The organism is Cryobacterium soli (assembly GCF_003611035.1).
Lineage (GTDB): Bacteria > Actinomycetota > Actinomycetes > Actinomycetales > Microbacteriaceae > Cryobacterium > Cryobacterium soli.
In genome coordinates this window covers 1,111,957-1,135,539 of sequence record NZ_CP030033.1, presented here as the reverse complement: position 1 = coordinate 1,135,539, position 23,583 = coordinate 1,111,957, and the positions used below count along the sequence as shown (strand labels likewise).

At 70.4% G+C, this 23,583-nt stretch carries 18 protein-coding genes; 13 read left to right on the top strand and 5 right to left on the bottom strand.

What is annotated here, in order from left to right; all coding sequences use genetic code 11:
- The first annotated feature begins 57 nt into the window (after positions 1–57).
- From DOE79_RS05170 to DOE79_RS05145, 6 genes are all read left to right on the top strand, one after another.
- Positions 58–1,251, top strand: coding sequence for a fumarylacetoacetate hydrolase family protein (locus DOE79_RS05170; RefSeq protein ID WP_120337574.1), 1,194 nt, complete (start codon positions 58–60; stop codon positions 1,249–1,251).
- Positions 1,252–1,342: 91 nt separating this feature from the next.
- Entirely contained in the window at positions 1,343–2,857 is a 1,515-nt protein-coding gene (locus DOE79_RS05165) for an aldehyde dehydrogenase (NADP(+)) (RefSeq protein ID WP_120337573.1), read from the top strand.
- A gap of 261 nt (positions 2,858–3,118) precedes the next feature.
- Positions 3,119–4,528 carry an MFS transporter gene (locus DOE79_RS05160; RefSeq protein WP_120337572.1) on the top strand — a complete coding sequence of 470 codons (1,410 nt, stop codon included), beginning with the start codon at positions 3,119–3,121 and terminating at the stop codon, positions 4,526–4,528.
- A gap of 163 nt (positions 4,529–4,691) precedes the next feature.
- On the top strand, positions 4,692–6,851 hold the full coding sequence (locus DOE79_RS05155; protein WP_245977288.1) for a molybdopterin oxidoreductase family protein: 2,160 nt from the start codon (positions 4,692–4,694) through the stop codon (positions 6,849–6,851).
- Complete coding sequence (locus DOE79_RS05150; RefSeq protein ID WP_120337571.1) at positions 6,844–8,583, top strand: FAD-dependent oxidoreductase; 1,740 nt, start codon at positions 6,844–6,846, stop codon at positions 8,581–8,583. Before DOE79_RS05155 ends, DOE79_RS05150 begins: the two co-directional genes overlap by 8 nt.
- A gap of 279 nt (positions 8,584–8,862) precedes the next feature.
- On the top strand, positions 8,863–11,226 hold the full coding sequence (locus DOE79_RS05145) for an FdhF/YdeP family oxidoreductase (RefSeq protein WP_120337570.1): 2,364 nt from the start codon (positions 8,863–8,865) through the stop codon (positions 11,224–11,226).
- A gap of 60 nt (positions 11,227–11,286) precedes the next feature.
- Here DOE79_RS05145 and DOE79_RS05140 read toward each other — a convergent pair whose 3' ends face one another.
- The gene (locus tag DOE79_RS05140; protein WP_120337569.1) at positions 11,287–11,601 is read right to left on the bottom strand and encodes a DUF6457 domain-containing protein; all 315 of its coding nucleotides are present in this window, start codon (positions 11,599–11,601) and stop codon (positions 11,287–11,289) included.
- Between the two features lie 213 nt (positions 11,602–11,814).
- Here DOE79_RS05140 and DOE79_RS05135 point away from each other — a divergent pair, with 213 nt between their 5' ends.
- Positions 11,815–12,363 carry a 2'-5' RNA ligase family protein gene (locus DOE79_RS05135; RefSeq protein WP_120337568.1) on the top strand — a complete coding sequence of 183 codons (549 nt, stop codon included), beginning with the start codon at positions 11,815–11,817 and terminating at the stop codon, positions 12,361–12,363.
- 71 nt (positions 12,364–12,434) lie between these two features.
- Here DOE79_RS05135 and DOE79_RS05130 read toward each other — a convergent pair whose 3' ends face one another.
- The 3 genes from DOE79_RS05130 to fdhA form a co-directional block, all read right to left on the bottom strand.
- Positions 12,435–13,625, bottom strand: coding sequence for a molybdopterin molybdotransferase MoeA (locus DOE79_RS05130; protein ID WP_120337567.1), 1,191 nt, complete (start codon positions 13,623–13,625; stop codon positions 12,435–12,437).
- Positions 13,626–13,777: 152 nt separating this feature from the next.
- Positions 13,778–14,467, bottom strand: a complete 690-nt coding sequence (gene mobA / locus DOE79_RS05125; protein WP_120337566.1) for a molybdenum cofactor guanylyltransferase — start codon at positions 14,465–14,467, stop codon at positions 13,778–13,780.
- 279 nt (positions 14,468–14,746) lie between these two features.
- Positions 14,747–15,964: a formaldehyde dehydrogenase, glutathione-independent gene (fdhA, locus tag DOE79_RS05120; protein ID WP_066594272.1), complete on the bottom strand. Its 1,218-nt coding sequence runs from the start codon at positions 15,962–15,964 to the stop codon at positions 14,747–14,749.
- 277 nt (positions 15,965–16,241) lie between these two features.
- Here fdhA and DOE79_RS05115 point away from each other — a divergent pair, with 277 nt between their 5' ends.
- Entirely contained in the window at positions 16,242–17,366 is a 1,125-nt protein-coding gene (locus tag DOE79_RS05115) for an AI-2E family transporter (RefSeq protein WP_120337565.1), read from the top strand.
- A 212-nt stretch (positions 17,367–17,578) separates the two neighbouring features.
- On the opposite strand, the gene DOE79_RS05110 is transcribed toward DOE79_RS05115, so the two are convergent.
- A complete protein-coding gene (locus DOE79_RS05110) occupies positions 17,579–19,159 on the bottom strand; it encodes a Na+/H+ antiporter (RefSeq protein ID WP_245977122.1) in 1,581 nt (526 codons plus the stop codon).
- 125 nt (positions 19,160–19,284) lie between these two features.
- On the opposite strand from DOE79_RS05110, the gene DOE79_RS05105 reads away from it, so the two are divergent.
- From DOE79_RS05105 to DOE79_RS05085, 5 genes are all read left to right on the top strand, one after another.
- Positions 19,285–20,142 (top strand): class II fructose-bisphosphate aldolase, encoded by an 858-nt coding sequence (locus DOE79_RS05105; protein WP_120337564.1) that lies wholly within the window; start codon positions 19,285–19,287, stop codon positions 20,140–20,142.
- A gap of 1 nt (position 20,143) precedes the next feature.
- Positions 20,144–20,959, top strand: a complete 816-nt coding sequence (locus tag DOE79_RS05100) for an HAD-IA family hydrolase (protein ID WP_120337563.1) — start codon at positions 20,144–20,146, stop codon at positions 20,957–20,959.
- On the top strand, positions 20,956–21,672 hold the full coding sequence (gene dhaL / locus DOE79_RS05095) for a dihydroxyacetone kinase subunit DhaL (protein WP_120337562.1): 717 nt from the start codon (positions 20,956–20,958) through the stop codon (positions 21,670–21,672). The genes DOE79_RS05100 and dhaL overlap by 4 nt, the downstream gene beginning before the upstream one ends.
- Before the next feature lie 154 nt (positions 21,673–21,826).
- Positions 21,827–22,822: a dihydroxyacetone kinase subunit DhaK gene (gene dhaK / locus DOE79_RS05090; protein WP_120337561.1), complete on the top strand. Its 996-nt coding sequence runs from the start codon at positions 21,827–21,829 to the stop codon at positions 22,820–22,822.
- A gap of 33 nt (positions 22,823–22,855) precedes the next feature.
- Positions 22,856–23,533, top strand: a complete 678-nt coding sequence (locus tag DOE79_RS05085; protein WP_120337560.1) for a maleylpyruvate isomerase N-terminal domain-containing protein — start codon at positions 22,856–22,858, stop codon at positions 23,531–23,533.
- The last annotated feature ends 50 nt before the right edge of the window (positions 23,534–23,583 follow it).

Genomic DNA, 23,583 nt, shown 5'->3' with positions numbered 1-23,583 from the left:
GGCGTGGCCGGCGTGACATTCCCGAGCGTGAACCCTCAACCAGCAAGGAGCAGCACCATGGCAACGAGTGAGAACTGGCCGGTCGGGCCGGGCGACATCCTGCCCGCAGACGGCGTGGCCGGCGCGCTCGCCGGGCGCGTTTGGAACCCCGCTGTCGGCGGCCCCAGCGTCGTGGCCGTGCGGACGGAGGGTGTGGTGGACCTCAGCGCCCATTTCGCCACCATGCGGGAGCTGTGCGAAACGGATGACCCGGCGTCGGCCCTCAGAGAGGCCACCGGTCCGGTGCTCTGCACCCTGCAGGACCTCGTCGCCAACACCCCCGCTGAGCTCCGCGACGACAGCCGGCCCTGGCTGCTCTCGCCCATCGACCTGCAGGTGGTCAAGGCCGCCGGGGTCACCTTCCCGGTGTCCATGATCGAGCGCATCATCGAGGAACGCGCCCGGGGCGACCAGGCCGCCGCGGCGGGCATCCGTGCCGAGATCACGGATGCTGTGGGCGGCACCCTGGCCACCCTCAAACCGGGCTCGGAGGAGGCCAGGCAACTGAAGGAGCTGCTCATCGCCCGGGGCTGGTGGAGCCAGTACCTCGAGGTGGGCATCGGGCCGGACGCCGAGATCTTCACCAAGGCGCCCGTGCTCGCCACCGTGGGCGGCTGCGTAGACGTGGGGGTGCTCTCGTCGTCGCTCTGGAACAACCCCGAACCGGAGGTTGTGCTGGTGGTCACCTCGGCCGGCACCATTGTGGGGGCAAGCCTCGGCAACGATGTGAACCTGCGCGACGTGGAGGGCCGGTCGGCCCTGCTGCTCGGCAAGGCCAAAGACAACAACGCGTCGGCGGCGGTGGGCCCATTCATCCGTTTCTTCGACGACGGGTACGGTCTCGACGACCTGCGCACGGCCACGGTCACGCTGGAGATCCTCGGACCGGACGGGTTCCACCTGACCGCGACCAGCCCGCTCGACCAGATCAGCCGGGACCCCCTCGATCTCGTGCGCCAGGCCATCGGCCCGCAGCACCAGTACCCGGACGGCTTCGTGCTCTACCTGGGCACCCTCTTCGCGCCCGTCGACGACCGCGGCGAGGCCGGCCGCGGCTTCACCCACGCGCTCGACGACGTCGTGCGGATCGCGGAACCCCGGCTCGGCGCCCTGGTCAACCGGGTGCAGCACAGCGAGCAGGTGGCGCCGTGGGAGTTCGGCATCGACGCCCTCTACCGCAACCTGGCCGCCCGGGGCCTGCTCGAGGGCTGACGGCGGGGTGACGCCTCCTCCTGCCTGGATTCTTCGCACCCACCCGTTCCATTCCTTGTTCCGTGTTCGACCACCGACGAAAGACACCACGATGACCCTGCTCACGACCACCGACCCCCGCACCGGGGTTTCCCGTGCCACCGCCATCGAGGCCACGACAGCCGCTGAGGTCCACGCCCTCGTGGATGCCGCCGTCGGGGCGTTCCAGAACTTCCGTTGGTCGAGCCGCGTGACCCGGGCCGCGCTGCTGGATGGCTTCGCCGATGCCCTCGAGGCCAATCGCCCTGAACTCGTCGATCTGGCTGACGCCGAGACCGGCCTGGGGACAACCCGGCTCACAGGGGAGGTGGGCCGGTCGGCGTTCCAGTTCCGCCTGTTCGCCGAGGCGCTCCGGGAGGGCAGCTATCTCGAGGCCACCCTCGACAGCGCGGGCGATACCCCGCTCGGGCACGGCCCGGACCTGCGCCGGATGCTCGTGCCGATCGGCCCCGTCGCCGTGTTCGGGTCGAGCAACTTTCCCTTCGCCTTCTCGGTGGCCGGCGGCGACACCGCCTCCGCCGTCGCCGCCGGCAATCCCGTCGTGCTCAAGGCGCACGGATCGCATCCGCTCACCTCGCAGCGGTCGTTCGAGGTACTCGCGGACGCCGCCGCCGCGCTCGGCGCGCCGGCCGGCCTGCTCGGCATCGTCTACGGGCTGGAGGCCGGCCGCACGCTCGTGGCCGAGCCGGGTATCACGGCCGTGGGATTCACCGGTTCGCTCGGAGCGGCGGAGGCCCTGATCGGCATCATCGGCACCCGGGAGCAACCGATCCCGTTCTTCGGCGAACTGAGCAGCCTCAACCCGCTCCTGGTCACCCCGGCCGCGGCCACCGCACGCGCCGACGAGATCGCGGCCGGGCTGTTCGGCTCGTTCACCCTGGGCGCCGGCCAGTTCTGCACTAAGCCGGGCCTGGTCTTCGTGCCCACCGGTGCGGCGGGCGACCGTCTGGTCGCGGGCATCGTGGCGCGGGCGGATTCGGCCGAGGGGGCCGTGCTGCTCAACGAGCGCATCGCGAACTCCTTCGAGCAGATCAGCGCCCGGCTGGTCGCCGACGGCCACGGAACCGTGGTCGCGCGGGGGAGTGCCGCGGAGGCGGGGTTCGGCGCCGCTCCCACGGTGCTGCTGTCCACGGCCGTCGAGCTCACCCCGGCCCTGACGGAGGAGGCCTTCGGCCCGCTGCTCGTGATCGTGCGCTACGACACGCTGACCGAGGTGTACCGGGCGCTGGATGCCGTGCCGGACTCCCTGACCGCCACCATCCAGCACACCGACGACGACGATCTCGCCGAGATCGTGCGCCAGCTCGCCCCACGGGCCGGCCGGCTGGTCTTCAACGGCTACCCGACCGGCGTGCGCGTGTCCTGGGCCCAGCACCACGGCGGCAACTGGCCGGCCACCAACACCCAGCACACCTCGGTGGGGGTGTCCGCCATCCGCCGGTTCCTGCGGCCGCTCGCGTTCCAGGACGCTCCCGCCGCGGTGCTCCCGGCCGAACTGCACGACGACTTCACCGGCATCCCGCGCCGTATCGACGGTCGCCTGCACCTCCCCCCGGCGGTGGCATGACTCCTGCAAGTCCCCAGAAACGGATGCAGAACTGCCGGCTGACCGGGCCGGGCCGGGATTCTGTAGGAGTTATGCGCCCCGGCCGGGGCGGGGCGGGCACGCCATGTGTCCGTCATGTAACACGGGCCTATCAGTGAGGGCGTGCGGGTGTGAGTACACGGTGATCGAACGGTAACTGGGGCATCGGCTGTCGGAAACACGGTCTGCGTAGCGTCTGTCGTACGCACTCACCGCGCACGACTTTCTCTCAAGGAGAACCTGATGACCCCGACGACCCTCACTGAAGCGGCCTCACCGGTCGCGCTCGTCCCCTCCGCCGACCTGGTGCACCGCCCTGGCCGCTGGATCGACAACTGGAACGCCGAGGACCCGCAGCAGTGGGCGGGCGGCGGCAAGGCCATCGCGTCGCGCAACCTCAGATGGTCGATCTTCGCCGAGTTCCTCGGCTTCGTGATCTGGCAGCTCTGGAGCATCGTGGTGGTGCAGCTGCCGAACGCCGGCTTCACGTTCGACACCGGCCAGATCTTCTGGCTCATCTCGATCCCCAGCCTGGTCGGCGCCACCCTGCGCTTCCCGTACACCTTCCTGGTGCCCAAGTTCGGCGGCCGCAACTGGACCATCATCTCCGCGGGCCTGCTGCTCATCCCGTCCATCGCGCTGGGCTTCGCGGTGGGCAACCCCGAGACGCCGTTCCCGGTGATGCTGCTCATCGCCGCGCTCGCCGGACTCGGCGGCGGCAACTTCGCCAGTTCGATGTCGAACATCACCTACTTCTACCCGCAGAGCCAGAAGGGCTGGGCGCTCGGCCTCAACGCCGCCGGCGGCAACCTCGGCGCCGCAGTGGCCCAGCTGGTGGTTCCGATCGTGATCACACTCGGTGCCCTCGGCACGCTCAACCTGCCGCTAGCCGGGTTCTTCTGGGTGCCGTTCATCCTCCTCGCCATGTTCGGCGCCTGGAAGTACATGGACAACCTCTCCAGCGCCAAGGCCGACTTCGCCGGTTCCATCGCCGCCGTCAAGGAACCGCACCTCTGGATCCTCGCCTTCCTCTACATCGGCACCTTCGGCTCCTTCATCGGCTTCGCCAGCGTGTTCCCCAAGCTCATCGCCGACCAGTTCCCCGAGTTCTCCACCTTCCACGTGGTGTCGGCGTCGCTGTCGCTGGCCTTCCTCGGTGCTCTCACCGGCTCGCTGGCCCGCCCGTTCGGTGGCCGCCTGGCCGACCGCTTCGGTGGCGCCCTCGTCACGGTCGGTGCGTTCGCAGTGATGTCCATCGGCGCCGTGCTCGTCAACGTGGTGCTGCCGCTGGGCAACTTCTGGCTCTTCCTGGTCACGTTCCTGCTGATCTTCGTGGCCACCGGCGTCGGCAACGGCTCCACCTACCGCATGATCCCCAGCGTCTTCGCCGCCCGGAGCGGTGTGAAGGATGCGCACAAGAATTCGGGTGACGTCAACACCCAGCGGAAGACCGCCGCGGCCCTCGGCCTCATCTCCGCGATCGGCGCCTACGGCGGGTTCATCATCCCGCAGGTGCTCGGCTTCTCGAAGACCTCCACGGGTGACTACTCCAGCGCGATCTACGCGTTCGCCGGCGCCTACGTGGTGATGATGGCCGTCACCGCGTTCGTCTACCTCCGCCGCGGCTCCTCGGTGGCCGGCCACCGCATCTAGCTCCACCTCGCGCATCGCGCATCCCGCGAAAGCGGTCGTGTGGTCGCCTCAGCCAGCTGAAGCAACCACATGGCCGCTCTCGCGAACTTGCACCCCCACGAAAGGCACCATCCCCGTGAATCCCGTCGACACGCACTGCCCGTACTGCGCCCTGCAGTGCGCGATGACGCTCACGCCCGCGCCCGCGCCCACGCCCACTGGTACGCCCACCCTCGCCGCCGGCATCCCCGCCGCTGCCGCGACGCCCGCCCGGCCCGCGGATGCGATCAGCCTCCCGGTCACCATCGCCGGCCGGGCCTTCCCCACCAACCGGGGTGGCCTCTGCAAGAAGGGTTGGACGGCGGCCGAACTGCTCGACCCGGCCGAGCGCATCCGGGAACCCATGCGCCGCCAGGGCGACGGCAGCTTCGCCCCGATCTCCTGGACCGCGGCGCTCGACCTCATCGCCGACAGGCTCCGCACCGGCCGGGCCGAGCACGGCGCCGACTCCGTGGGCGTCTTCGGCGGTGGCGGGCTCACCAACGAGAAGGCCTACCAGCTCGGCAAGTTCACCCGGCTGGCGCTCGGCTCCTCCCGCATCGACTACAACGGCCGGTTCTGCATGTCCAGCGCCGCGGCCGCCGGCAACCGGGCCTTCGGGCTCGACCGCGGCCTGCCGTTCCGGGTCGAAGACCTCGACGTGGCCGACACCATCCTGATGCTCGGCTCCAATGTGGCCCAGACCATGCCGCCGTTCATCGGCCACCTCGACGGTGCCCGGCAGGCCGGCGGGCTCATCGTGGTCGACCCGCGGCGCACCGCCACCGCCCGCCTGACCGAAGACGGCGCCGGCATGCACGTGCAGCCGGCTGCGGGCACCGACCTGGTGCTGCTGCTCGGTCTCACCCACCTGGTTCTGGCCGAACGCCTCGCCGACACCGACTACCTCGCCCGGCGCACCACCGGGTTCGATCAGCTGCGCTACAGCGTGGCCGGCTGGTATCCCCAGCGGGTGCAGGAGCACACCGGGGTACCGGTCGGGCAGCTGCGCGACCTGGCCCGTCGGCTGGCCGCCGGCCGGGGCACCTACATCCTCACCGGGCGCGGGGTGGAGCAGCACGTCGACGGAACCGACACCGCCACTGCGGCCATCAACCTCGCGCTCGTACTCGGCCTCGTCGGCACGACCCATTCCGGCTACGGCACCCTCACCGGCCAGGGCAACGGGCAGGGTGGCCGTGAGCACGGCCAGAAGTGCGACCAGCTGCCCGGCTACCGTAAGATCACCGACCCCGCCGCCCGCGCACATGTGGCCCGGGTGTGGGGAGTCGAGCCTGCGCAGATCCCCGGTGCGGGCATCCCCGCCGTCGAACTGCTGGGCGCGCTCGGCCGGCCGGGCGGCATCCGCACCCTGCTCGTGCACGGTGCCAACGTCGTGGTCTCGGCGCCCGACGCCGACAGCGTGCGGCAGGGGCTGCAGGGCCTCGATTTTCTCGTGGTCTGCGACTTCTTCTTCTCTGAGACGGCCGCGCTGGCCGATGTGGTGCTGCCGGTCACCCAGTGGGCGGAGGAGGAGGGCACCATGACCTCGCTCGAGGGCCGGGTGCTGCGGCGCCGTCGCGCGATCGACCCGCCGGCCGGCGTGCGCAGCGAACTGTGGATCTTCCAGGAGCTGGCCCGGCGCCTGGGCGCTCCCGGCGTCTACAGCGCCGACCCGGGCAAGGTCTTCGACGAGCTCTGCCGGGCCTCGGCAGGCGGAATCGCCGACTACTCCGGGCTCGACTACGCCCTGCTGGATGCGGGAGAGCCGGCCCACTGGCCCTACCCGGTCGGCTCCACGGGAACGCCGCGGCTCTTCCTCGACCGGTTCGCTCACGACGACGGCCGCGCGCGCATCGTCGCCGTCACAGCCCGAGCCGTGGCCGCGCCCGCTCAGACGCAGGGGGCACTCACGCTCATCACCGGCCGGCTGCTCGAGCACTACCAGTCCGGCGCCCAGACGCGGCGGGTGCCCGAGCTCGCCGACGCCCAGCCGGAGGCGCGGATGCAGGTGCACCCGGCCACGGCCGCGGGCCTTGGCGTCGTCGACGGCGCCTGGGTGGAGCTGGCCAACGAACGCGGCATCGTGCGCTGCCGCGCCCAGCTGAGCGCCGACATCCGGCCCGACACCGTGTTCCTGCCCTTCCACTTTCCCGCCGACCAACGCGCCAACCTGCTCACGGCCGCAGCCACCGACCCCATTTCGGGCATGCCCGAGTTCAAACGCACGGCGGTGCGGGTGCGGGCCATCGAGCCGCCCGACCTGCCGGTCACCGACACCGAGAGGGTGATGGCGGATGCCTGACCACACTTCTGCCGGCCTGCCCGGTTCCGCAGGCCTCCCCGGCGGGCGCGGCGGCCCCGAGCGCATCGTCGTCGTCGGCTACGGCCCGGTCGGCGCGCGTTTCGTCGACGAGATCCTCCCGCTGGTCGAGTCCGGCCTGGCCAAGCTCACCGTCGTCGGCGCCGAACGGGAGCACGCCTACAACCGGGTGCTGCTCGCCGACTTCGCCGTGGGCCGCACCGACCGCGACACCCTCGACCTCACCGACGGCAGCCGCGCCCGCGCCGCCGGCGCCACGATCCTCACCGGCACCAGCGTCACCTCCGTGAACCGCAGCATCCGCACGGTGTCGCTCGGCGACGGCAGCACCTTGCCATACGACAGGCTCGTGCTCGCCACCGGCGCCCGCGCCAACGTGCCCACCCTCGACGGCGTGAAACGGGTGCGACGCAGCCTTATGAAGCCCGGCCCGGATGCCGCCGGCCTCGATACCCAGGACGCACCGCTGCCTCGCGGGGTGAGCGCGCTCCGCGACCTCGCCGATGCCGCGACCGTGCTCGCCGCGGTACGGGCCGGGCAGCGCATCGTGGTGCTCGGCGCCGGGGTGCTCGGCATGGAGATCGCGGTCGCTGCGGCCGCGGCCGGGGCGCAGGTGTGCGTGGTCTACCACGGCGAGATCCCGATGAACCGCAACCTCGACCGCGGCGGAGGCTCGGTGCTCACCCGCGCCGCCCGGCAGGCCGGTGTAGCCATGGTCAACCACGCCCGCGCCGAGAGCGTGCTGTTCCACCATGACGACGACGGCGCCGAACGTTTCGAGGCCCTCATCTGCGCCGACGGCAAGCAGATCGGCGGCGACCTGCTGCTGCTCTCCTGCGGCGTCGGCGCCCGCACCGAACTCGCCCACCTGGCCGGGCTGCCCGTGTCGACGGGCGTGCTCGTCGACGAGTCGCTGCAGAGCTGGGCGGATGCATCCATCCACGCCATCGGCGACTGCGCCCACGTGGCCGCCCGCCCCGCCGACGCCGACCTCGGCGCCGCGTGGAATGGCGCCCGGATGGCCCCGGCCGGCGGACCGTCCGGCCTGATCGGCCCGGGCTGGCGCCAGGCCGACCGCCTCGCGGCCCGGTTCACCGCCCAGATCAGGGCGGGCATTCCCTCCGATGGCTCGGCCACCGCCACGGCGGAGCCGGTGGTCGTGGCCGAACCCGGCGCATCCGTCGTGATGCTCAAGGCCGAGGGAATCGATGTGGTCGCCGCGGGCGACACCACGGCGGACCCGTTCGACGCGGCGCTGGCCGATGCCGACGCGCACGCCCACGGCTGCGCCTCCGGTGACCCCGCACCGCTGGCCGTGGCCCAGTGGGCCGACCCCGAGCATGGTCGCTACGTGAAGATGGTCACCCGCGGCGGCATCCTCACCGGGTTCGTCTGCGTGGGCATGCCCCGCACCGGAGCAGAACTCACTCTGCTCTTCGAGCGCGGCAGCGAACTGCCCGCCGACCGGTCGGTGCTGCTCCGGTTCGACGGCCCCGACTACGACCCGGCCACCGCTGGCGACGCCTTCGCCCCGGAATCGACGGTGTGCTGGTGCAACGGGGTGACCGTCGAGGCGATCACCACCTCCGCAGAGGCCGGCAACGACACGGTGGCCTGCATCGGATCGGACACGCGCGCGGGAACCGGCTGCGGCGGCTGCAAGGGCCGCATCGGCGAGGTGCTCGAGCGCTTCACCGCCCAGAGCCTCGCCTGAGTTCCGGCCGGCAAGAAAGGCCTCCCCGCCCCTCGGGTTCCCGCCTCCGCGAGTTGCCGCAAAGTGCCCGCTCCGGGCATCCGGGAGGGGAGTTCGGCGCAACTCGGGAGTCGCCGCCGGCGCGTCAGAGCCGGCGTCCTACCCTGAGTGTGCCCTGAGCCGCCGGGAACTCTTGCCTTCGGTCGGTGATGCTGATAGCCCTGAAGGGGTAACTCCAGTGATGTCCGGGCACCGACGCACGACGGTCGTCTGGTCCCGACCGGCGAAGGGATGCCCACGATGAGCCCCAAGAGAATCACCCCCAACCCCGAGGCCAACGGCGCCAGCCCGGTCGAGCTGGACGACACCGACGAGGCCGGCGAATCCACCCTCGAGGTCGGCTCGCCCAAGTCCTGGGCGGCCGGCGTCCCCGGGGTGCTGCACTCCACCATCCCGGCGCTGGAGCACATGGGCATCACCCGCAGCCGCAAGACGCTGCTGGCGATGAACCAGAAAGACGGCTTCGACTGCATGAGCTGCGCCTGGCCCGACCCCACTCACCGCAAGACGTTCGAGTTCTGCGAGAACGGTGCGAAGGCCGTCACCTGGGAGGCCACGCCCGTCACCATCGGCTCGGAATTCTGGGCGGAGCATCCAGTGAGCGACCTGCAGGGCCGCACCGAGTACTGGCTCGGCCTGCAGGGCCGGCTGATCGAACCCGTCTACAAGGCCGCCGGCGACGACCACTACCGGCCGGTGAGCTGGAGCGAGGCGTTCCGGGTCATCGCCGACAAGCTCAACGGCCTCGACTCGCCCGACCAGGCGGCCTTCTACACCAGCGGCCGCACGTCCAACGAGGCCGCCTTCGCCTACCAGCTGTTCGTGCGCGCCTTCGGCACCAACAACCTGCCGGACTGTTCCAACATGTGCCACGAATCGTCCGGCTGGGCGATGGGCCAGACCATCGGCATCGGCAAGGCCACCATCACCTACGACGACTTCGGCCAGGCCGACCTCATCATCGTGATGGGCCAGAACCCGGGCACCAACCACCCCCGGATGCTGACCGCCCTGGAAGAGGCGAAGGAGAACGGCGCCGAGATCGTCGCGGTCAACCCCATGCCGGAGGCCGGACTCAAGCGCTACAAGAACCCGCAGCGGGTCAAGGGCATCATCGGCCACGGCACCGACATGGCCGATCAGTTCGTGCAGGTGCGTCTCGGCGGCGACATGGCGTTGCTGCAGGCCGTGTCGAAGCGGGTGCTCGCGGCAGAAGCCGCGAACCCGGGCACGGTGCTCGACCACGAGTTCCTGCGCGAGCACTGCCAGGGCCTCGAGGAACTGACCGAACACCTCAACCAGGTCGACGAGAAGGCCGTGCTCGAGGCCACGGGCCTCCGCGCCGCCGAGATCGACGAGCTCGCCGCACGCTATCTCCGGGCCGAGAAGGTGATCATCACCTGGGCGATGGGACTCACCCAGCACAAGAAGGGTGTCGCCACGATCAAGGAGATCATCAACCTGCTGCTGCTCCGCGGCAACATCGGCAAGCCCGGCGCGGGTGCCTCGCCGATTCGCGGGCACAGCAACGTGCAGGGCGACCGCACCATGGGCATCTGGGAGCAGATGCCGCCGGCGTTCCTCGACAGCCTGGAGCGGGAGTTCGGCTTCGCCCCGCCCCGCGCCCACGGCACCGACTCGGTCGACACGATCAACGGGCTGCGCGACGGCCGCATCAAGGTGTTCATGGCGCTCGGCGGCAACCTCGTGGCCGCGATCAGCGACACCCAGGCCGCCGAGGCGGCGATGCACGGCGCGGAGATGACCGTGCAGGTGTCCACCAAGCTCAACCGGTCGCACGCCGTGGTGGGCGAGGAAGCCCTGATCCTGCCGACCATGGGCCGTACCGAGATCGACCGGCAGGCCACGGGCGTGCAGTTCGTGTCGGTGGAGGACACGGTCTGCGCGGTGCATCCGTCGTGGGGTCAGGTGGCGCCGGTGTCACCCGACCTGTTGTCGGAGGTGGCGATTGTGAGCCGGCTGGCCCGGGCGGTGCTCGGCACCACGGTGGATGTGGACTGGGTGGGCTTCGAGCGGGACTACGACCTGATCCGGGAGCACATCTCGCACGTCGTCGCCGGCTGCGAGGACTACAACACCAAGATCCGCCAGGACGGCGGCTTCCTGTTGCCGAACGGCCCGCGCGACTCTCGCACGTTCCCCACGCCCACCGGGAAGGCCATGCTCACCGTCAACGACCTCGAGTACCTCGACCGGCCCGACGGCACGCTCATCCTGCAGAGCCTGCGTTCGCACGACCAGTTCAACACCACGATCTACGGGCACGACGACCGGTACCGCGGCATAAAGAAGGGCCGGCACGTGGTGTTCGTCAATCCCAACGACCTCGTGGAGCTGGGCCTGGCCGACGAACAGCTGGTGGATGTCCATGGCGTCTACCCCGACAACGTCGAGCGGGTGCTGCGCGGGTTCCGGGCGGTGTCCTACCCCACAGCGCGCGGCTGCGCGGCGGCGTACTATCCGGAGGCCAACGTTCTCGTGCCGCTGGACCACCTCGCCGAGGGCAGCAACACCCCGGTGTCGAAGGCCGTCATCGTGCGGCTGGAACCGGCCCGCACCGTCGAGGAGGTGCTGCTCGGCTAGGTGCACCCGGCCGGCGAGACCAGCCCCGTCAGGAACGCGAGGGCGGCCGACTGGACACGCCTACTGGGCGGTGTGCGCCCAGCCGTCCTCGACCCCGCCGTCACCGGTCTTCTCGGTCGCCTGCCTGGCCACCCCGACGGCGCGCTCGACGGCATCCGTCGCCGCCTGCGTGCCCGAGGTCGACGTCATGCCGGCCGCATAACCCACCAGGAAGGTGCTGATCGGTCCTGCATCGGGTCCCACCGCCCGCGACGTGTCGGCCGCCAGGCCGAGCAGCAGGGGATAGTCGACCTCCAGATCCAGGATCTGGAGCGCCTGGGTCAGGCGCCGGGTGATGTCGTCGAGGGAGCGGTGGTCGTTGTCCGGGCTGCTCATGGGTCTCCTTGCGAACGGGTGCGTCGATGAACTCGTGGTTCAGGAATATCACCTGAACGGCAGCCCGGCAATTGGTCGCGGGTCCCACGATCGCGAATCTGCCACCAGCGGGCCTGCCCGTTCGGGGTGGGGCGACAGCAGCTGCGGCCTTCCTCACCCGTGGCAGCGCCCGGCCTCGGCGAGGTGCCGGCGCTGCCGGGGCATGATGAGAGCATGCGCAGCATCGAGTTGACCTTCGATCCCGCCGCCGAGTCCGCCTTCCGGGCGGAGTGGGCGGCCCTGCAGGAGGCGGGGTTGCCCAATCTGGGTCGGCATCCGGACTCGAGCAACCGCCCGCACCTCACCCTCGCTGCTGGTCCGGGCCTCGAGCTGACCGACGGCCTGCGTGCGGTCTTCCAGACTCGTGCAGACTCGCAGCCGCCTGCGCAGCCGGCCGAGCGGTCCACCTCGCTGCCCGTCGAGCTCAGAGTCTCCGGGCTGGTGCTCTTCAGGGCCGGGGCAGGCCGGTTCGTCCTCGCCCGGCCCGTGGTGATGACGGGGGCGCTGCTGGAGCTGCATCGGCGGGTACTCGAGCACGCGCCCGGCGCCGCGGAGCTGACCCAGCCCGACCACTGGACGCCGCACGTCACGCTGGCCCGACGCATCAGCGCCGATCAGGTCGCCCGGGCACTCGAGATCCTCACGGACCTGCCGCCGTCCGGAAGGTGTGTCGCGGCACGATTCTGGAACGGCGAGACCAAGACGCTGACGCCACTGCTGTGAGGCTGACGAGCGCACGTGCCTGAGGCCGATGCGGAAGGCCGGGCTGAGCCCGGCCCGAACCCATCGGCCGGCTACCAGGGCAGCGGAAGCGTGGCGACCTGCTCCGGCGCACATGCGCCACCAGGCGGAACCACGGCCACGCCGTCGGCCTCAGCGAGCCCCCGCAACATGCCGGAGCCCTGGCGTGCGGTCGGCACGGCCCCCTCTTCCGTGTCCCGGTACGCCACCAACCGGGTCGATCCGCTCAGGTTGGCGATGTCGTGCGCCAGAGTGACCCGGCCGAGGCCGGCCAGCGGGCGACCGAGCATCCCCTCGATCAGCGGCATGCCCAGGCTGACCAGCACGAGCATCGCGGCTAGCGGGTTGCCGGGCAGGCAGAGCATGAGGCGGCCGTCGACGAGCCTGGCGAGCATGACGGGGTGACCGGGGCGCATCCGCACGCCGTCGATGAGCACCGTCGCCCCGAGGGCGGCGAGGGCGCCGCGCACGTGGTCGGCCGGCCCGCGGGCGCTGCCACCCGTGCTGATCACCAGTGCCGCCGTGCTGTTCCGGATGGCCTCGACGGTCCGGCCGAGGTCGTCGGGCAGTCGCCGCACGGCGCTCACCCTCAGGCCCAGTCCGGTGAGCAGGGCCGGGAACTCGGGGGAGTAGGCGTCGCGCACCTGCCCGGGGCCGGGGATGCCGGATTCGATCACCTCGGTGCCGAGCAGCAGCAGCTCCACGGCGGGCGACGCCGTCACGGTGAGGGTGTCGTGGCCGGTCACGGCCGCCAGCGCCACGCGCGGTGCCGTGAGCAGGCAGCCGGGCTCGAGCATCCGTTCGTCGAGTCCGCACTCTTCGCCGCGGGCGCGCACGTGCTCCCCGGCTGCCGGCTCGCCGGCGCCGGCCCGCGGCGAGCGGGTCAGGGTGGCGGGCCCGCCGACGTGCGACGGGCCGACGAGGCCGTGCTCCGAGCGCAGGATGCCGTGGGTGCCGGCCGGCACGCAGCCGCCGGTGGCGATGGGGCGGGCGGTTCCAGGGGCCAGAGGAGTATCGGCCGGCGGGTCTCCCGCCAGGATCGGGGTGCCGAGCGCCCACGGCTCGTCGCCGTTCACGGCCCAGCCGTCCATGGCCGAGGACGCGAAGCTCGGCAGTGCGGTGAGTGAGTGCACCGCGGCGGCGAGAGTGCGGCCCACGGCATCGGCGAGGGGCAGGGTTTCGGTGGCGCGGGGCATCCGGGCGCCGAGCTCGTGCGCCGTCGACCGGGCCTGCAGCCACTCCATCAGCGGCACCCGACGGCGAGGCGGGCTGCGCCGCCCGGCAACAAACGGCCGGTGTGGCTGCTGGACATGGCGGGCTCCTCGGTAATCGTCGACGGGGATGCCGTCTGGGTCAAGGCTAGCCAGTCGAGCGGGAGGGCGTCGTCGTCGGGCCGCTAGGGCCTGGCGCTGTCGTGCGCTGGGCCGAGGTCAGCGTCCGCTGTGTCGTGCGGAACCTCGATGCCGAGCCTGGCGGCATCGGCCGGGGTGTCGACGTCGGCGCCAATCTCGTCGGGCAGGCTCGTCTCCACCAGATCGAGCGGGCCGATCAGGCCGATCACCGAGAGATTGTCGGCCGGACCGAAGGCGGCCACGGCCGCGTGCAGGGCCTCACGCCGGTACACGGCCAGCAGCGGCTGCCGCCTACCGTCACGGTCGACAGCGATCAGGCCGTCCCGAGCGGCCCGATCGGTGCAGAGGTGTTCGAGCTGTGTGAGAAGGACGGCCACGGCGGCGTCCGCTCGAACGAGGTCGGCTGCGAGCACCACTATCCAGTCGCTCGCACACTCTCCCGCATCGTCGCTGTCGACAGTGAGCATGTCGAGTCCGGCCACGATGGCGGCGGCCGGTCCTGCCCAGCGTGGCCGTTCCACGGTTCGCAGCACCGATGCCGGCAGACGGGCATCGGATCCGACCACGCAGACCCGCCGGGCGCCCCTGGTTGCCGATAACACGCCGTCGAGCAGGCTGCGCCCGCCCCAGATCAACGCCGTCTTGTCGATACCACCCAGGCGCCTGGCCCGACCACCGGCCACGACGAGGGCGTCCCAGGGCAGGTCCGGGTCGGGTTCGTCAGAGAGATCCATGGAGTCCTCGGGTGGTCGACTGGGAGGCGGAAGGCAATGCGTGGGTGACCTCAGGTTATCCGCGGATGGTGCCGCCCCGAATTGCCGCACAGTGCCATCCCATGCGGCGCGAAGGGCACATTCGCCGCAAGTCGGCGAAGCGATATCGCCCGGCGCCTAATTGGAATCCGGCACGGGGGAGGCCTCACGAGGTCCGGGACCGAGCCGCTCACAGCGACTCGATCCCGGATGTGGTGTGCCGTCGAGCGGTCCCTATTGAGACCGCTCGACCCGACCGGCTCAGTCCTTGAGGTAGCCGTTCGGGTTGAGCACGTACTTCGTCGCCGCACCCGCGTCGAACTCGGCGTACCCGCGCGGGGCATCCTCGAGGCTGATCGGCTGGGCGTGCACGGCCTTGGCGATCTGCACCTTGTCGTGCAGGATCGCCATCATCAGCTGCCGGTTGTACTTCATCACCGGGCACTGGCCCGTGGTGAACGACAGCGACTTGGCCCAACCGGTACCCAGGCTGATCGAGAGCGAACCCACCTTGGCTTCCTCGGTGGACGCCCCGGGGTCACCCGTGACGTAGAGCCCCGGGATGCCGAGCGCTCCGCCGGCCGCGGTGATCTTCATCAGGGAGTTCAGCACGGTCGCCGGCTTCTCAGTTCCGGCGTCCTTGCCGTGCCCGTGCGCCTCGAACCCGACGGCGTCCACCGCCGCATCCACTTCGGGCACGCCGAGGATCTGTTCGATCTGATCCTGTGGTTCGCCCTTGGTGAGGTCGACGGTCTCGCAGCCGAAGCTGCGGGCCTGCGCCAGCCGTTCGGGGTTGAGGTCACCGACGATCACGACGGCCGCGCCCAGCAGCTGGGCGGACACGGCCGCGGCCAGGCCCACGGGTCCGGCGCCGGCGATGTAGGCCGTCGAGCCCACGCCGATCCCGGCCGTGAACGCACCGTGGAACCCAGTGGGGAAGATGTCCGACAGCATGGTGAGATCGAGGATCTTCTCCAGAGCCTGCTCCCGGTCCGGGAACTTCAGCAGGTTCCAGTCCGCGTAGGGCACCAGCACGTACTGGGACTGCCCGCCGACCCAGCCGCCCATGTCGACGTAGCCGTAGGCGCTGCCCGGACGGTCCGGGTTGACGTTCAGGCACACACCGGTCTTGCGCTCCTTACAGTTGCGACAGCGACCGCAGGAGATGTTGAACGGAACCGACACGATGTCGCCGACCTTGATGAACTCGACGTCCCGGCCCACCTCGACGACCTCGCCGGTGATCTCGTGACCGAGCACCAGGCCCTCCGGCGCTGTCGTGCGTCCGCGCACCATGTGCTGATCCGAGCCACAGATGTTGGTCGTGATGGTTCTCAGGATGACGCCGTGCTGTACCTGGCGGCCGATGTTGGCCGGGTTGACGCCAGGTCCGTCCTTCAGCTCGAAGGTGGGGTAGTCGATGTCGATGACCTCGACCTTGCCCGGACCTTCGTAGGCAACTGCTCTGTTTCCTGCCATTTTGTATCCTCCTTGATACCTGTTGTGACACCTGAACCGGTCGGTTCGCGCTTGTGGCGCTCGGCATCCTCAGTGGTGTTTCTCGGTGGTTCGGCCGCAGCCGACACACGGCTGGGACACCCTCCATGGCACTACACGAGACTGGGAATTTCAAGGGTGTATGGAATCCAAAAGGTGTGTATCGTATGTGCGCCGACCGTACTCATCCCGGCACCCGTTTGACCGCCGGGCGGCGGGTTTTCGAGCTCTGTCGCGTCGGGTTGTCTAGGGTTGATCCATGCGAACCCCAGACAACTCCGGTGCCCGCCTGTCCGGTGCCCAGCCCGACGGTCCCACCACGTTGCGCACCCTGCTCACCGACAAGCTGGGCTGGCTCGGCCTGCGCAGCGCACAGATCCTGCTGGCACTCGGTCTCGTGGCCGTCATCGTGTTTGTCCTCGTGCAGGTGAAGCTGGTCGTGATCCCGGTGCTGATCGCACTGATCCTGGCCTCCGCGCTCAGCCCCGTGATCGGATGGCTGCGCCGCCGCGGCCTGTCGGCCATGCTGTCCACCTGGGTCACCCTCCTCACCGCCATCGTGGTCTTCGGCGGCATCATCACCCTCATCGTCCTGGCGGTCGAGAACCAGTGGAACGACCTGGCGACCAGCGCGTCGGACGGCATCGACGAACTCTCCACCTACCTCACCGAGGGCCCGCTGGGGATCGACGCGGCGCAGATCGAGGCGGCCCGCAACGCCGGGGTGGACTTCCTCACCAGCAGCCAGTTCGGCTCCGGCGCGCTCGCCGGGGTCTCCGTGGCCACCGAGATCATCACGGGCGCCGTGCTCGTCGTCGTGATCCTGTTCTTCTTCCTCAAGGACGGCGACGTCATCTGGAAGTTCTTCCTGCGCCCGTTCAAGGGCGAGCGCCTGCAGCGCGGCCGCCGCATCGGCACCACCACGGTGCGGGTCCTCGGCGGCTACGTGCGCGGAACCGCCATCGTCGCCTTCGTCGACGCCGCCGCGATCGGCATCGGCCTCACCATCCTGGGCGTGCCGCTCGCGCTGCCCCTGGCCGTGATCATCTTCCTCACCGCGTTCATCCCGCTGATCGGCGCCACGATCGCCGGCATCCTCGCCGCCCTCGTCGCGCTCGTCGCCAACGGCTGGGTCGTTGCGTTGATCGTGGTGGGCATCGTCGTGCTGGTCAACCAGCTCGAGGGCAACTTCCTGCAGCCCGTGGTGATGGCGCAGTCGCTCAAGCTGCACCCCCTGGTCATCCTGGTCGCCCTGACCGCGGGCACCATCGTGGCCGGCATCATCGGCGCCGTGCTCGCCGTGCCGATCGCCGCCGTAGGCTGGGCCATCGTCAAGACCTGGAACGCGCCGCCCGCGCTCAAGGACCGGCCGCAGCTCGCCTAGCCCCCTCGGCGCGGCACCGGTCCCGTGGGTGCCGCGCCCACGTGCATCCGCTCATCGCGGTCGCGGCGCAGGAAGAACCTCGCGGCGCAGGTTAACGGGTCCGCTAACCTGCGCCGCGAGGTCAAACCTGCGCCGCGACATCGAAGGTGCACCTCGATTACGGATGCGTCCCGCGTCCGCCTGAGCACGTCGCGAGCACTAGGCGGGGCGGCTCAGCTCTCGAGGCGCTTGGGGGAGCCGGCCTTGAGCGCGGTCTCCTCCACATCGATGAACGCCAGCGCCGAACGGATGGCCGGCTCCTGGTAGCGTCCCTCCATGCGGGCGGCCAGTACGGCCTCGCGCTCTGCCTCGATCATCGCCCGGCGCAGGCGCGTGTAGGCGGAGGGGAGCGGCTCGGCGTCGTCGGGCGCCGGGTTGTCGAGCGCATCGGCCAGGAACCGGGCATTGGTGCGCAACCGGCCGATCACCCGCTCCTCGTCGGCGTCGGTCACTTCCGCATCGAGCCGGGCCAGGCCGGCGGTCTGCGCCTCGGCCAGCAGCATCTGCGCCTCGATCCGCTCCTGCGACCGGTCCGGCGGCGGTAGCCGCAACCGGCGGATGATCCACGGCAGCGCCAAACCCTCCAGCAGCGTGCCGACCACCACGATGAACGCCAAGAGCTGCAGGAACTCCCGTTGCGGGGTCTCCGGCGGCAGCAGGAACACGGCCGCGAGGGTGACCACCCCGCGCATCCCCGCGAACGAGACCGCGATCCCGGTGCGCCAACTCCAGCCGCGCTCCCGCAACCGGCGCGGACCGTGCCGATAGATCCACGTGGTGACCGCCATCCAGGCGAAGCGGGAGACCAGCAGCGACGCCAGGATCGCCAGGGAGATTCCCACGGCGGCCCAGAACCCGGGCCCGTTCGTGATGGCGCCCTCGAGGATCGCCTCCAGGTTGAGCCCGATGAAGAGGAACACGGCGTTCTCGAGCAGGAACTGGATGGTGCGCCAGTTGATCGACTCGGCGATCCTGGCCTCCGCCGACTGGATCACCGGGGCCCGGTAACCCAGGAACAGTCCGGCGACGACCACGGCCAGCACCCCGGACCCGTGCACGAGCTCACCCAGGATGAACGCCAGGTACGGGGTGATGAGCGACAGGCTGGTGTCCAGCACTGGCGCGTGCAGTTGCTTGCGGATGACCGACAGCAGCCACCCGACGGCCAACCCCACGCCCACGCCGCCGACGACGGCGACGACGAAGTCGCCCGTCACCGACCACGGGTTCACGGTGCTCAGAATCGCCGCGATCGCCGCGTTGAGGGCCACAAGGGCGGTGGCGTCGTTCAGCAGGCTCTCGCCCTCGAGCACGGTGACGACCCGCCGAGGCAGGCCCAGCCGGCCGGAGATCGCGGTGATGGCCACCGCATCCGTCGGCGCCACGACCGCGCCGAACGCGAAGGCCGCCGCCAGCGTGATCGCGGGCACCACCAGCCAGGCCGTGAGCCCCACGACGACCACGGTGAAGGCGACCAGCCCCACCGAGAGCAGCAGGATGCCGTCACGCCGGGCCCGCACATCGACGATCGACGTGCGGATGGCCGCCGCGAACAACAACGGGGGCAGCAGCCCGTAGAGCACGAGCTCGGGGTCGATCTGGATGCGCGGCACCGACGGCAGGAACGAGGCCAGTGCGCCGACGACGACGAGCACGAACGGCGCAGACCAGCCGATCCGCCGGGAGAACCCGGTCACGGTGACCGTGACCACGACGAAGGCGACAATCCACTCAATGGTGCTCACGGGGTCCATAGCGACAATTATGCGCATGGCGGGCGGGCGGCCGCCTGGCAGGCCGCCATTGCCGGTTACGTCGTTCGCGCCTACCATCCCCAGCAACACGCCCCAGCAACACGCAAGGAAGCGAGGCGCATCACATGGCCGTGAGCACTCTCAAGGAGATCGTCGATCGCGCCTTCGCCGAACGGTACGGTGTTCCGGCGATCAACATCGTGAACGATCTCACGATGGAGGCGGTCCTGGCCGGGGCCGTGGAGGCCCGCTCGCCCGTGATCGTGCAGACCTCGGTGAAGACGGTCAAGTCGATCGGCTCCGAGGTGTTGTTCGCCATGTGGTCGGCCATGACCGCCGGCATCGAGGTGCCGGTAGCCCTGCACCTTGACCACTGCCCCGACCGGGCGGTGATCACGGAGTGCCTGCGCCGCGGCTGGAACTCGGTACTGTTCGACGCATCCACCCTGCCGGTGGAAGAGAACCAGCGGCAGACCATCGAGGTGGTTGCCGAGGCCCGCACCTTCGGCGCTCATGTGGAGGGCGAGATCGAATCGATCACCGGCGTCGAAGACGGGGTGGGCAGCGACACAGAGGCGGCCAGGCAGAGTCTCGCCGTGTCACTGAAGTTCCTCGAGGAGACCGGCGTGGACGTGTTCGCGCCCGCGATCGGCAATGCCCACGGGGTCTACAAGCGCGAGCCGGTGCTCGATTTCCAACGGGTCAGCGACCTCGTCGCCGCCCACCCCATCCCCATCGCGCTGCACGGCGGCAGCGGCATGACGGATGCGCAGTTCACCGACCTCATCGCCAGGGGCTGCGCCAAGGTGAACATCTCCACGGCGCTCAAGATCACCTTCATGAAGTCGAGCCTGTCGTACCTCACGGATGCGCAGGCCCGCGACAAATGGGACCCGCCGTCGCTGTTCGCCAAGGTGCGCACCGACGTCGTGGACCTCACCCGCGGGCTGGCCGAACAGTTCGGCAGCGCGGGGAAGGCCTGAGATGCCGGCGTTGATCTTCGACTGCGACGGGGTACTCGCCGACACCGAACGGGACGGCCACCTGCCGGCGTTCAACCAGACCTTCGAGGAGTTCGGTGTGCCCGTGCACTGGAGCGACGCCGACTACGCCGAGAAGGTGAAGATCGGCGGGGGCAAGGAACGCATGCGGAGCATCCTCACCCCCGACCTCACCCGCCGGCTCGGCCTGCCAGACGACCCCGCCGCCTGGGCGGAGACCGTGCAGTCCTGGCACCGGCGGAAGACCGCCATCTACACCGACCGGGTGGCCGCCGGCGTGCTGCCGGCCCGGCCGGGGGTGCGCCGGATCACCGAGGAAGCCGTGGCCGCCCGCTGGACCCTCGCTGTGGCGTCCACCTCGGCTGAGGCGTCGGTGCGGGCGGTTCTCCAGCACGCCGTGGGGGAGGAGCTGGCCGGGCGGTTCGCGGTCTTCGCGGGGGACATCGTGCCGGCCAAGAAACCCGCGCCCGACATCTACCTGCACGCCCTCCGGGAGTTGGGCGTCAACCCGGCCGAGGCCCTCGTGATCGAAGACAGTGCGAACGGGCTGCAGGCCGCGCTCGCCGCCGGCCTGACCACGGTGGTCACCGTGAGCAGTTACACGGTCGACGAGGACTTCGCCGGGGCCGCGCTCGTGGTCTCCTCGCTCGGCGACCCGGGCGGCCCGGCCACAGAGGTGCTGAGCGACCCGGCGGGCATCCGGCCCCAACCGTACGTGCGGCTCGAGCACCTGGCCGCGATCCTGCAGACCGCATCGGGCGCATCCGCCGCCGCCGAGACAGAAAGCGAGACGCCATGACCAGCAGCCTGGCCGACACCGAATTCGTGGTGCGCAGCATCGCGCAGACCGCGGTCGACAACGAGAAGGAGTTCGGCGACCTCGATGCCGTCGTCGGCGACGGGGACTTCGGTTACTCACTTGCCCGCGGTTTCGAGATCGTGCTGGCGGACTGGGACAGTTTCGACCGCTCCAGCGCGAGCGCCTTCCTGCAGAAAATCGGCATGGTCATCTCCGGGCGCATCGGCGGCACCTCTGGACCGCTCTGGGGCACGGCGTTCCTGCGGGCGTCGATGGCCGTCAAGGGCAGGGACGAGGTGAGCGGCGGCGACGTCGTCACGATGCTGCGTTCGGCGATCGACGGCATCAAGGCGCGTGGCAACTCGGATGTGGGCGACAAGACCCTGCTCGACGCGCTGGTCCCGGTGACGGATGCGCTCGAGGCGGAGGTGCGGGCCGGCAGCCTGGCGCCCGTCACGCTGCACCGTCTGGCCGAGGTCGCCCGGCAGAGCTCCGACGCCACGTCGATGATGCAGGCCCGCCGCGGCCGGGCCAGCTACACGGGGGAGCGCAGCATCGGTTCGCCCGACCCGGGGGCCGTGGCCATCGCCGTGATCCTGGAGCGGCTCAGCACCGAATGGGATGCCAGGGAGGAGTCGGGAACAGGAACGTCGACAGGCGCATCCAGCAGCACCCCAGCCGGCACCGACCGGCCATCCAGCCACACCGACTGAGCCATACCGACCGAGCACATCCGTTTCGCTGTCCGACCGACTTCGTACCGCCAGAGACCGAGCACCGCCATAGACCGAGCACCGCCAGAGACCGAGCACCGCCTTCGACCGAGCACCGCATCCGACCGAGCACCGCCTGTCACGAGAGGGAGCCATGAAGAAATTCGTCAACGACCCGAAGCAGTACGTTCCGGAGATGCTCAAGGGCATCGCGCTGGCCAACCCGGACACGTTGAAGTATGTGCCCGCGTACAACCTGATCATGCGCTCAGACAGCCCCAGCCCAGACCGGGTCTCGATCATCCAGGGCTCAGGCTCAGGGCACGAGCCGGCCCACGTGATGACGGTGGGCCGCGGCATGCTCGACGCCGCGTGTCCGGGCGACGTGTTCTCGGCCCCGCCGATGGACTACGTCTACGAGACCACCAAGCTGCTGGCCTCGCCCAAGGGCGTGCTGCTGCTGGTGAACAACTACACCGGCGACCGGATGGCGTTCGAGATGGCCCAGGAACTCAGTGCCGCCGACGGTGTGAACGTGAAGACCCTGTTCATCGACGACGACGTCGCCGTGCAGGACTCCACCTACACCGTGGGCCGGCGCGGGGTGGCCGGCAACTTCTTCGTGATGAAGGCCGTCGGTGCCGCCGCCGAGCAGGGCGCCGACCTCGACGAACTCGTGCGCATCGGCGAGAAGGTCGACAGCGTCACCCGCACCATGGGCATCGCCCTCACCTCCTGCACCCCGCCCGCCAAGGGTTCGCCGCTGTTCGAGATCGGCGACGACGAGATCGAGGTGGGCGTGGGCATCCACGGCGAACCCGGCCGGCGGCGCGCCAAGCTCACCACGGCCAACGAGATGACCGACGAGCTTCTGGATGCGGTGGTCAACGACCTGCCGTATGTGGCGGGCGACCGGGTGGCCCTGATGATCAACGGGCTGGGCGGCACTCCCATCAGCGAGCTGTACATCCTGTACGGGCACGCGCACGAACGGCTCACCGAGCTGGGCATCACGGTGGGGCGCAGCTACGTGGGGGAGTACTGCACCTCGCTGGACATGGCCGGTGCGTCGCTCACCCTGGTGCGGCTCGACGACGAGATCGAGGCCCTGCTGGAGGCGCCCGCCGAGATAGCGGCCCGCATTTTCTGACCACCGGCTCCGGCATGACGTTACTCTGTGGCCATGAGTGAGACTCGCACGGACTGGTCAGAGACGCTTTTCGCCTTCGACGCCGCCACGAGGTGGTTTGTGGCGGTGACCGCCGGCATCGCCGAACGCGCGGACGGCGAGGAGGGGGTCTGGACGGAGGTGGGCCTGGGCGAGTGGAGTGTGCGCGACCTCGTCGGGCACACCAGCCGGGCACTGTCCACCATCGAGACCTACCTCGACATCGCCGCAGAAGAGGATGCCGCGGGCGTGGCCGCCAGCATCACGGTCACGTCCCCGGCCGCCTACTACGAGCGCGCCCTCGCGGCCGGCACCCCGGAGGTGATCGCCCAGCGCGGACGCGAGACCGCCGCCACCCTCGGCGCCCGGCCGGCCGAGGCGGTGGCGGCGCTCGCCGCCCGGGTGCTGGCACGGGTCGGTACCCTCACCGGCGCCGAGCCGGCCGACACCCCAGCCGGGCGCATCCGTATTGCCGAGTACCTGCCGTCGCGCACGCTGGAGCTCACGGTGCACACTAGCGACCTGCTCCAGAGCCAAGGGGTGCCGGCCGCCGAGCAGACCGTGCCGGAGCCCGCCGCCGCCGCGACCCTGCACGTGCTAGCCGACCTCGCCGCCCAGAAGGGCGTCTCCGCCCCGCTGCTGCGCGCAGCCACCGGCCGGGCGCCGCTCCCCGCCGGCTTCACCGTGCTCTGAGACACCGCCAAGCTCAGACTGGCCCGAATTCGCTAGTGCGCGGGCCGTGC

Bases quoted from the DNA above. Each gene is read 5' to 3' on its own strand.
- DOE79_RS05170 (WP_120337574.1), top strand. From the start codon at position 58: ATGGCAACGAGTGAGAACTGGCCGGTCGGGCCGGGCGACATCCTGCCC.
- DOE79_RS05165 (WP_120337573.1), top strand. From the start codon at position 1,343: ATGACCCTGCTCACGACCACCGACCCCCGCACCGGGGTTTCCCGTGCC.
- DOE79_RS05160 (WP_120337572.1), top strand. From the start codon at position 3,119: ATGACCCCGACGACCCTCACTGAAGCGGCCTCACCGGTCGCGCTCGTC.
- DOE79_RS05155 (WP_245977288.1), top strand. From the start codon at position 4,692: ATGACGCTCACGCCCGCGCCCGCGCCCACGCCCACTGGTACGCCCACC.
- DOE79_RS05150 (WP_120337571.1), top strand. From the start codon at position 6,844: ATGCCTGACCACACTTCTGCCGGCCTGCCCGGTTCCGCAGGCCTCCCC.
- DOE79_RS05145 (WP_120337570.1), top strand. From the start codon at position 8,863: ATGAGCCCCAAGAGAATCACCCCCAACCCCGAGGCCAACGGCGCCAGC.
- DOE79_RS05140 (WP_120337569.1), bottom strand. From the start codon at position 11,601: ATGAGCAGCCCGGACAACGACCACCGCTCCCTCGACGACATCACCCGG.
- DOE79_RS05135 (WP_120337568.1), top strand. From the start codon at position 11,815: ATGCGCAGCATCGAGTTGACCTTCGATCCCGCCGCCGAGTCCGCCTTC.
- DOE79_RS05130 (WP_120337567.1), bottom strand. From the start codon at position 13,625: ATGGAGTGGCTGCAGGCCCGGTCGACGGCGCACGAGCTCGGCGCCCGG.
- mobA (WP_120337566.1), bottom strand. From the start codon at position 14,467: ATGGATCTCTCTGACGAACCCGACCCGGACCTGCCCTGGGACGCCCTC.
- fdhA (WP_066594272.1), bottom strand. From the start codon at position 15,964: ATGGCAGGAAACAGAGCAGTTGCCTACGAAGGTCCGGGCAAGGTCGAG.
- DOE79_RS05115 (WP_120337565.1), top strand. From the start codon at position 16,242: ATGCGAACCCCAGACAACTCCGGTGCCCGCCTGTCCGGTGCCCAGCCC.
- DOE79_RS05110 (WP_245977122.1), bottom strand. From the start codon at position 19,159: ATGGACCCCGTGAGCACCATTGAGTGGATTGTCGCCTTCGTCGTGGTC.
- DOE79_RS05105 (WP_120337564.1), top strand. From the start codon at position 19,285: ATGGCCGTGAGCACTCTCAAGGAGATCGTCGATCGCGCCTTCGCCGAA.
- DOE79_RS05100 (WP_120337563.1), top strand. From the start codon at position 20,144: ATGCCGGCGTTGATCTTCGACTGCGACGGGGTACTCGCCGACACCGAA.
- dhaL (WP_120337562.1), top strand. From the start codon at position 20,956: ATGACCAGCAGCCTGGCCGACACCGAATTCGTGGTGCGCAGCATCGCG.
- dhaK (WP_120337561.1), top strand. From the start codon at position 21,827: ATGAAGAAATTCGTCAACGACCCGAAGCAGTACGTTCCGGAGATGCTC.
- DOE79_RS05085 (WP_120337560.1), top strand. From the start codon at position 22,856: ATGAGTGAGACTCGCACGGACTGGTCAGAGACGCTTTTCGCCTTCGAC.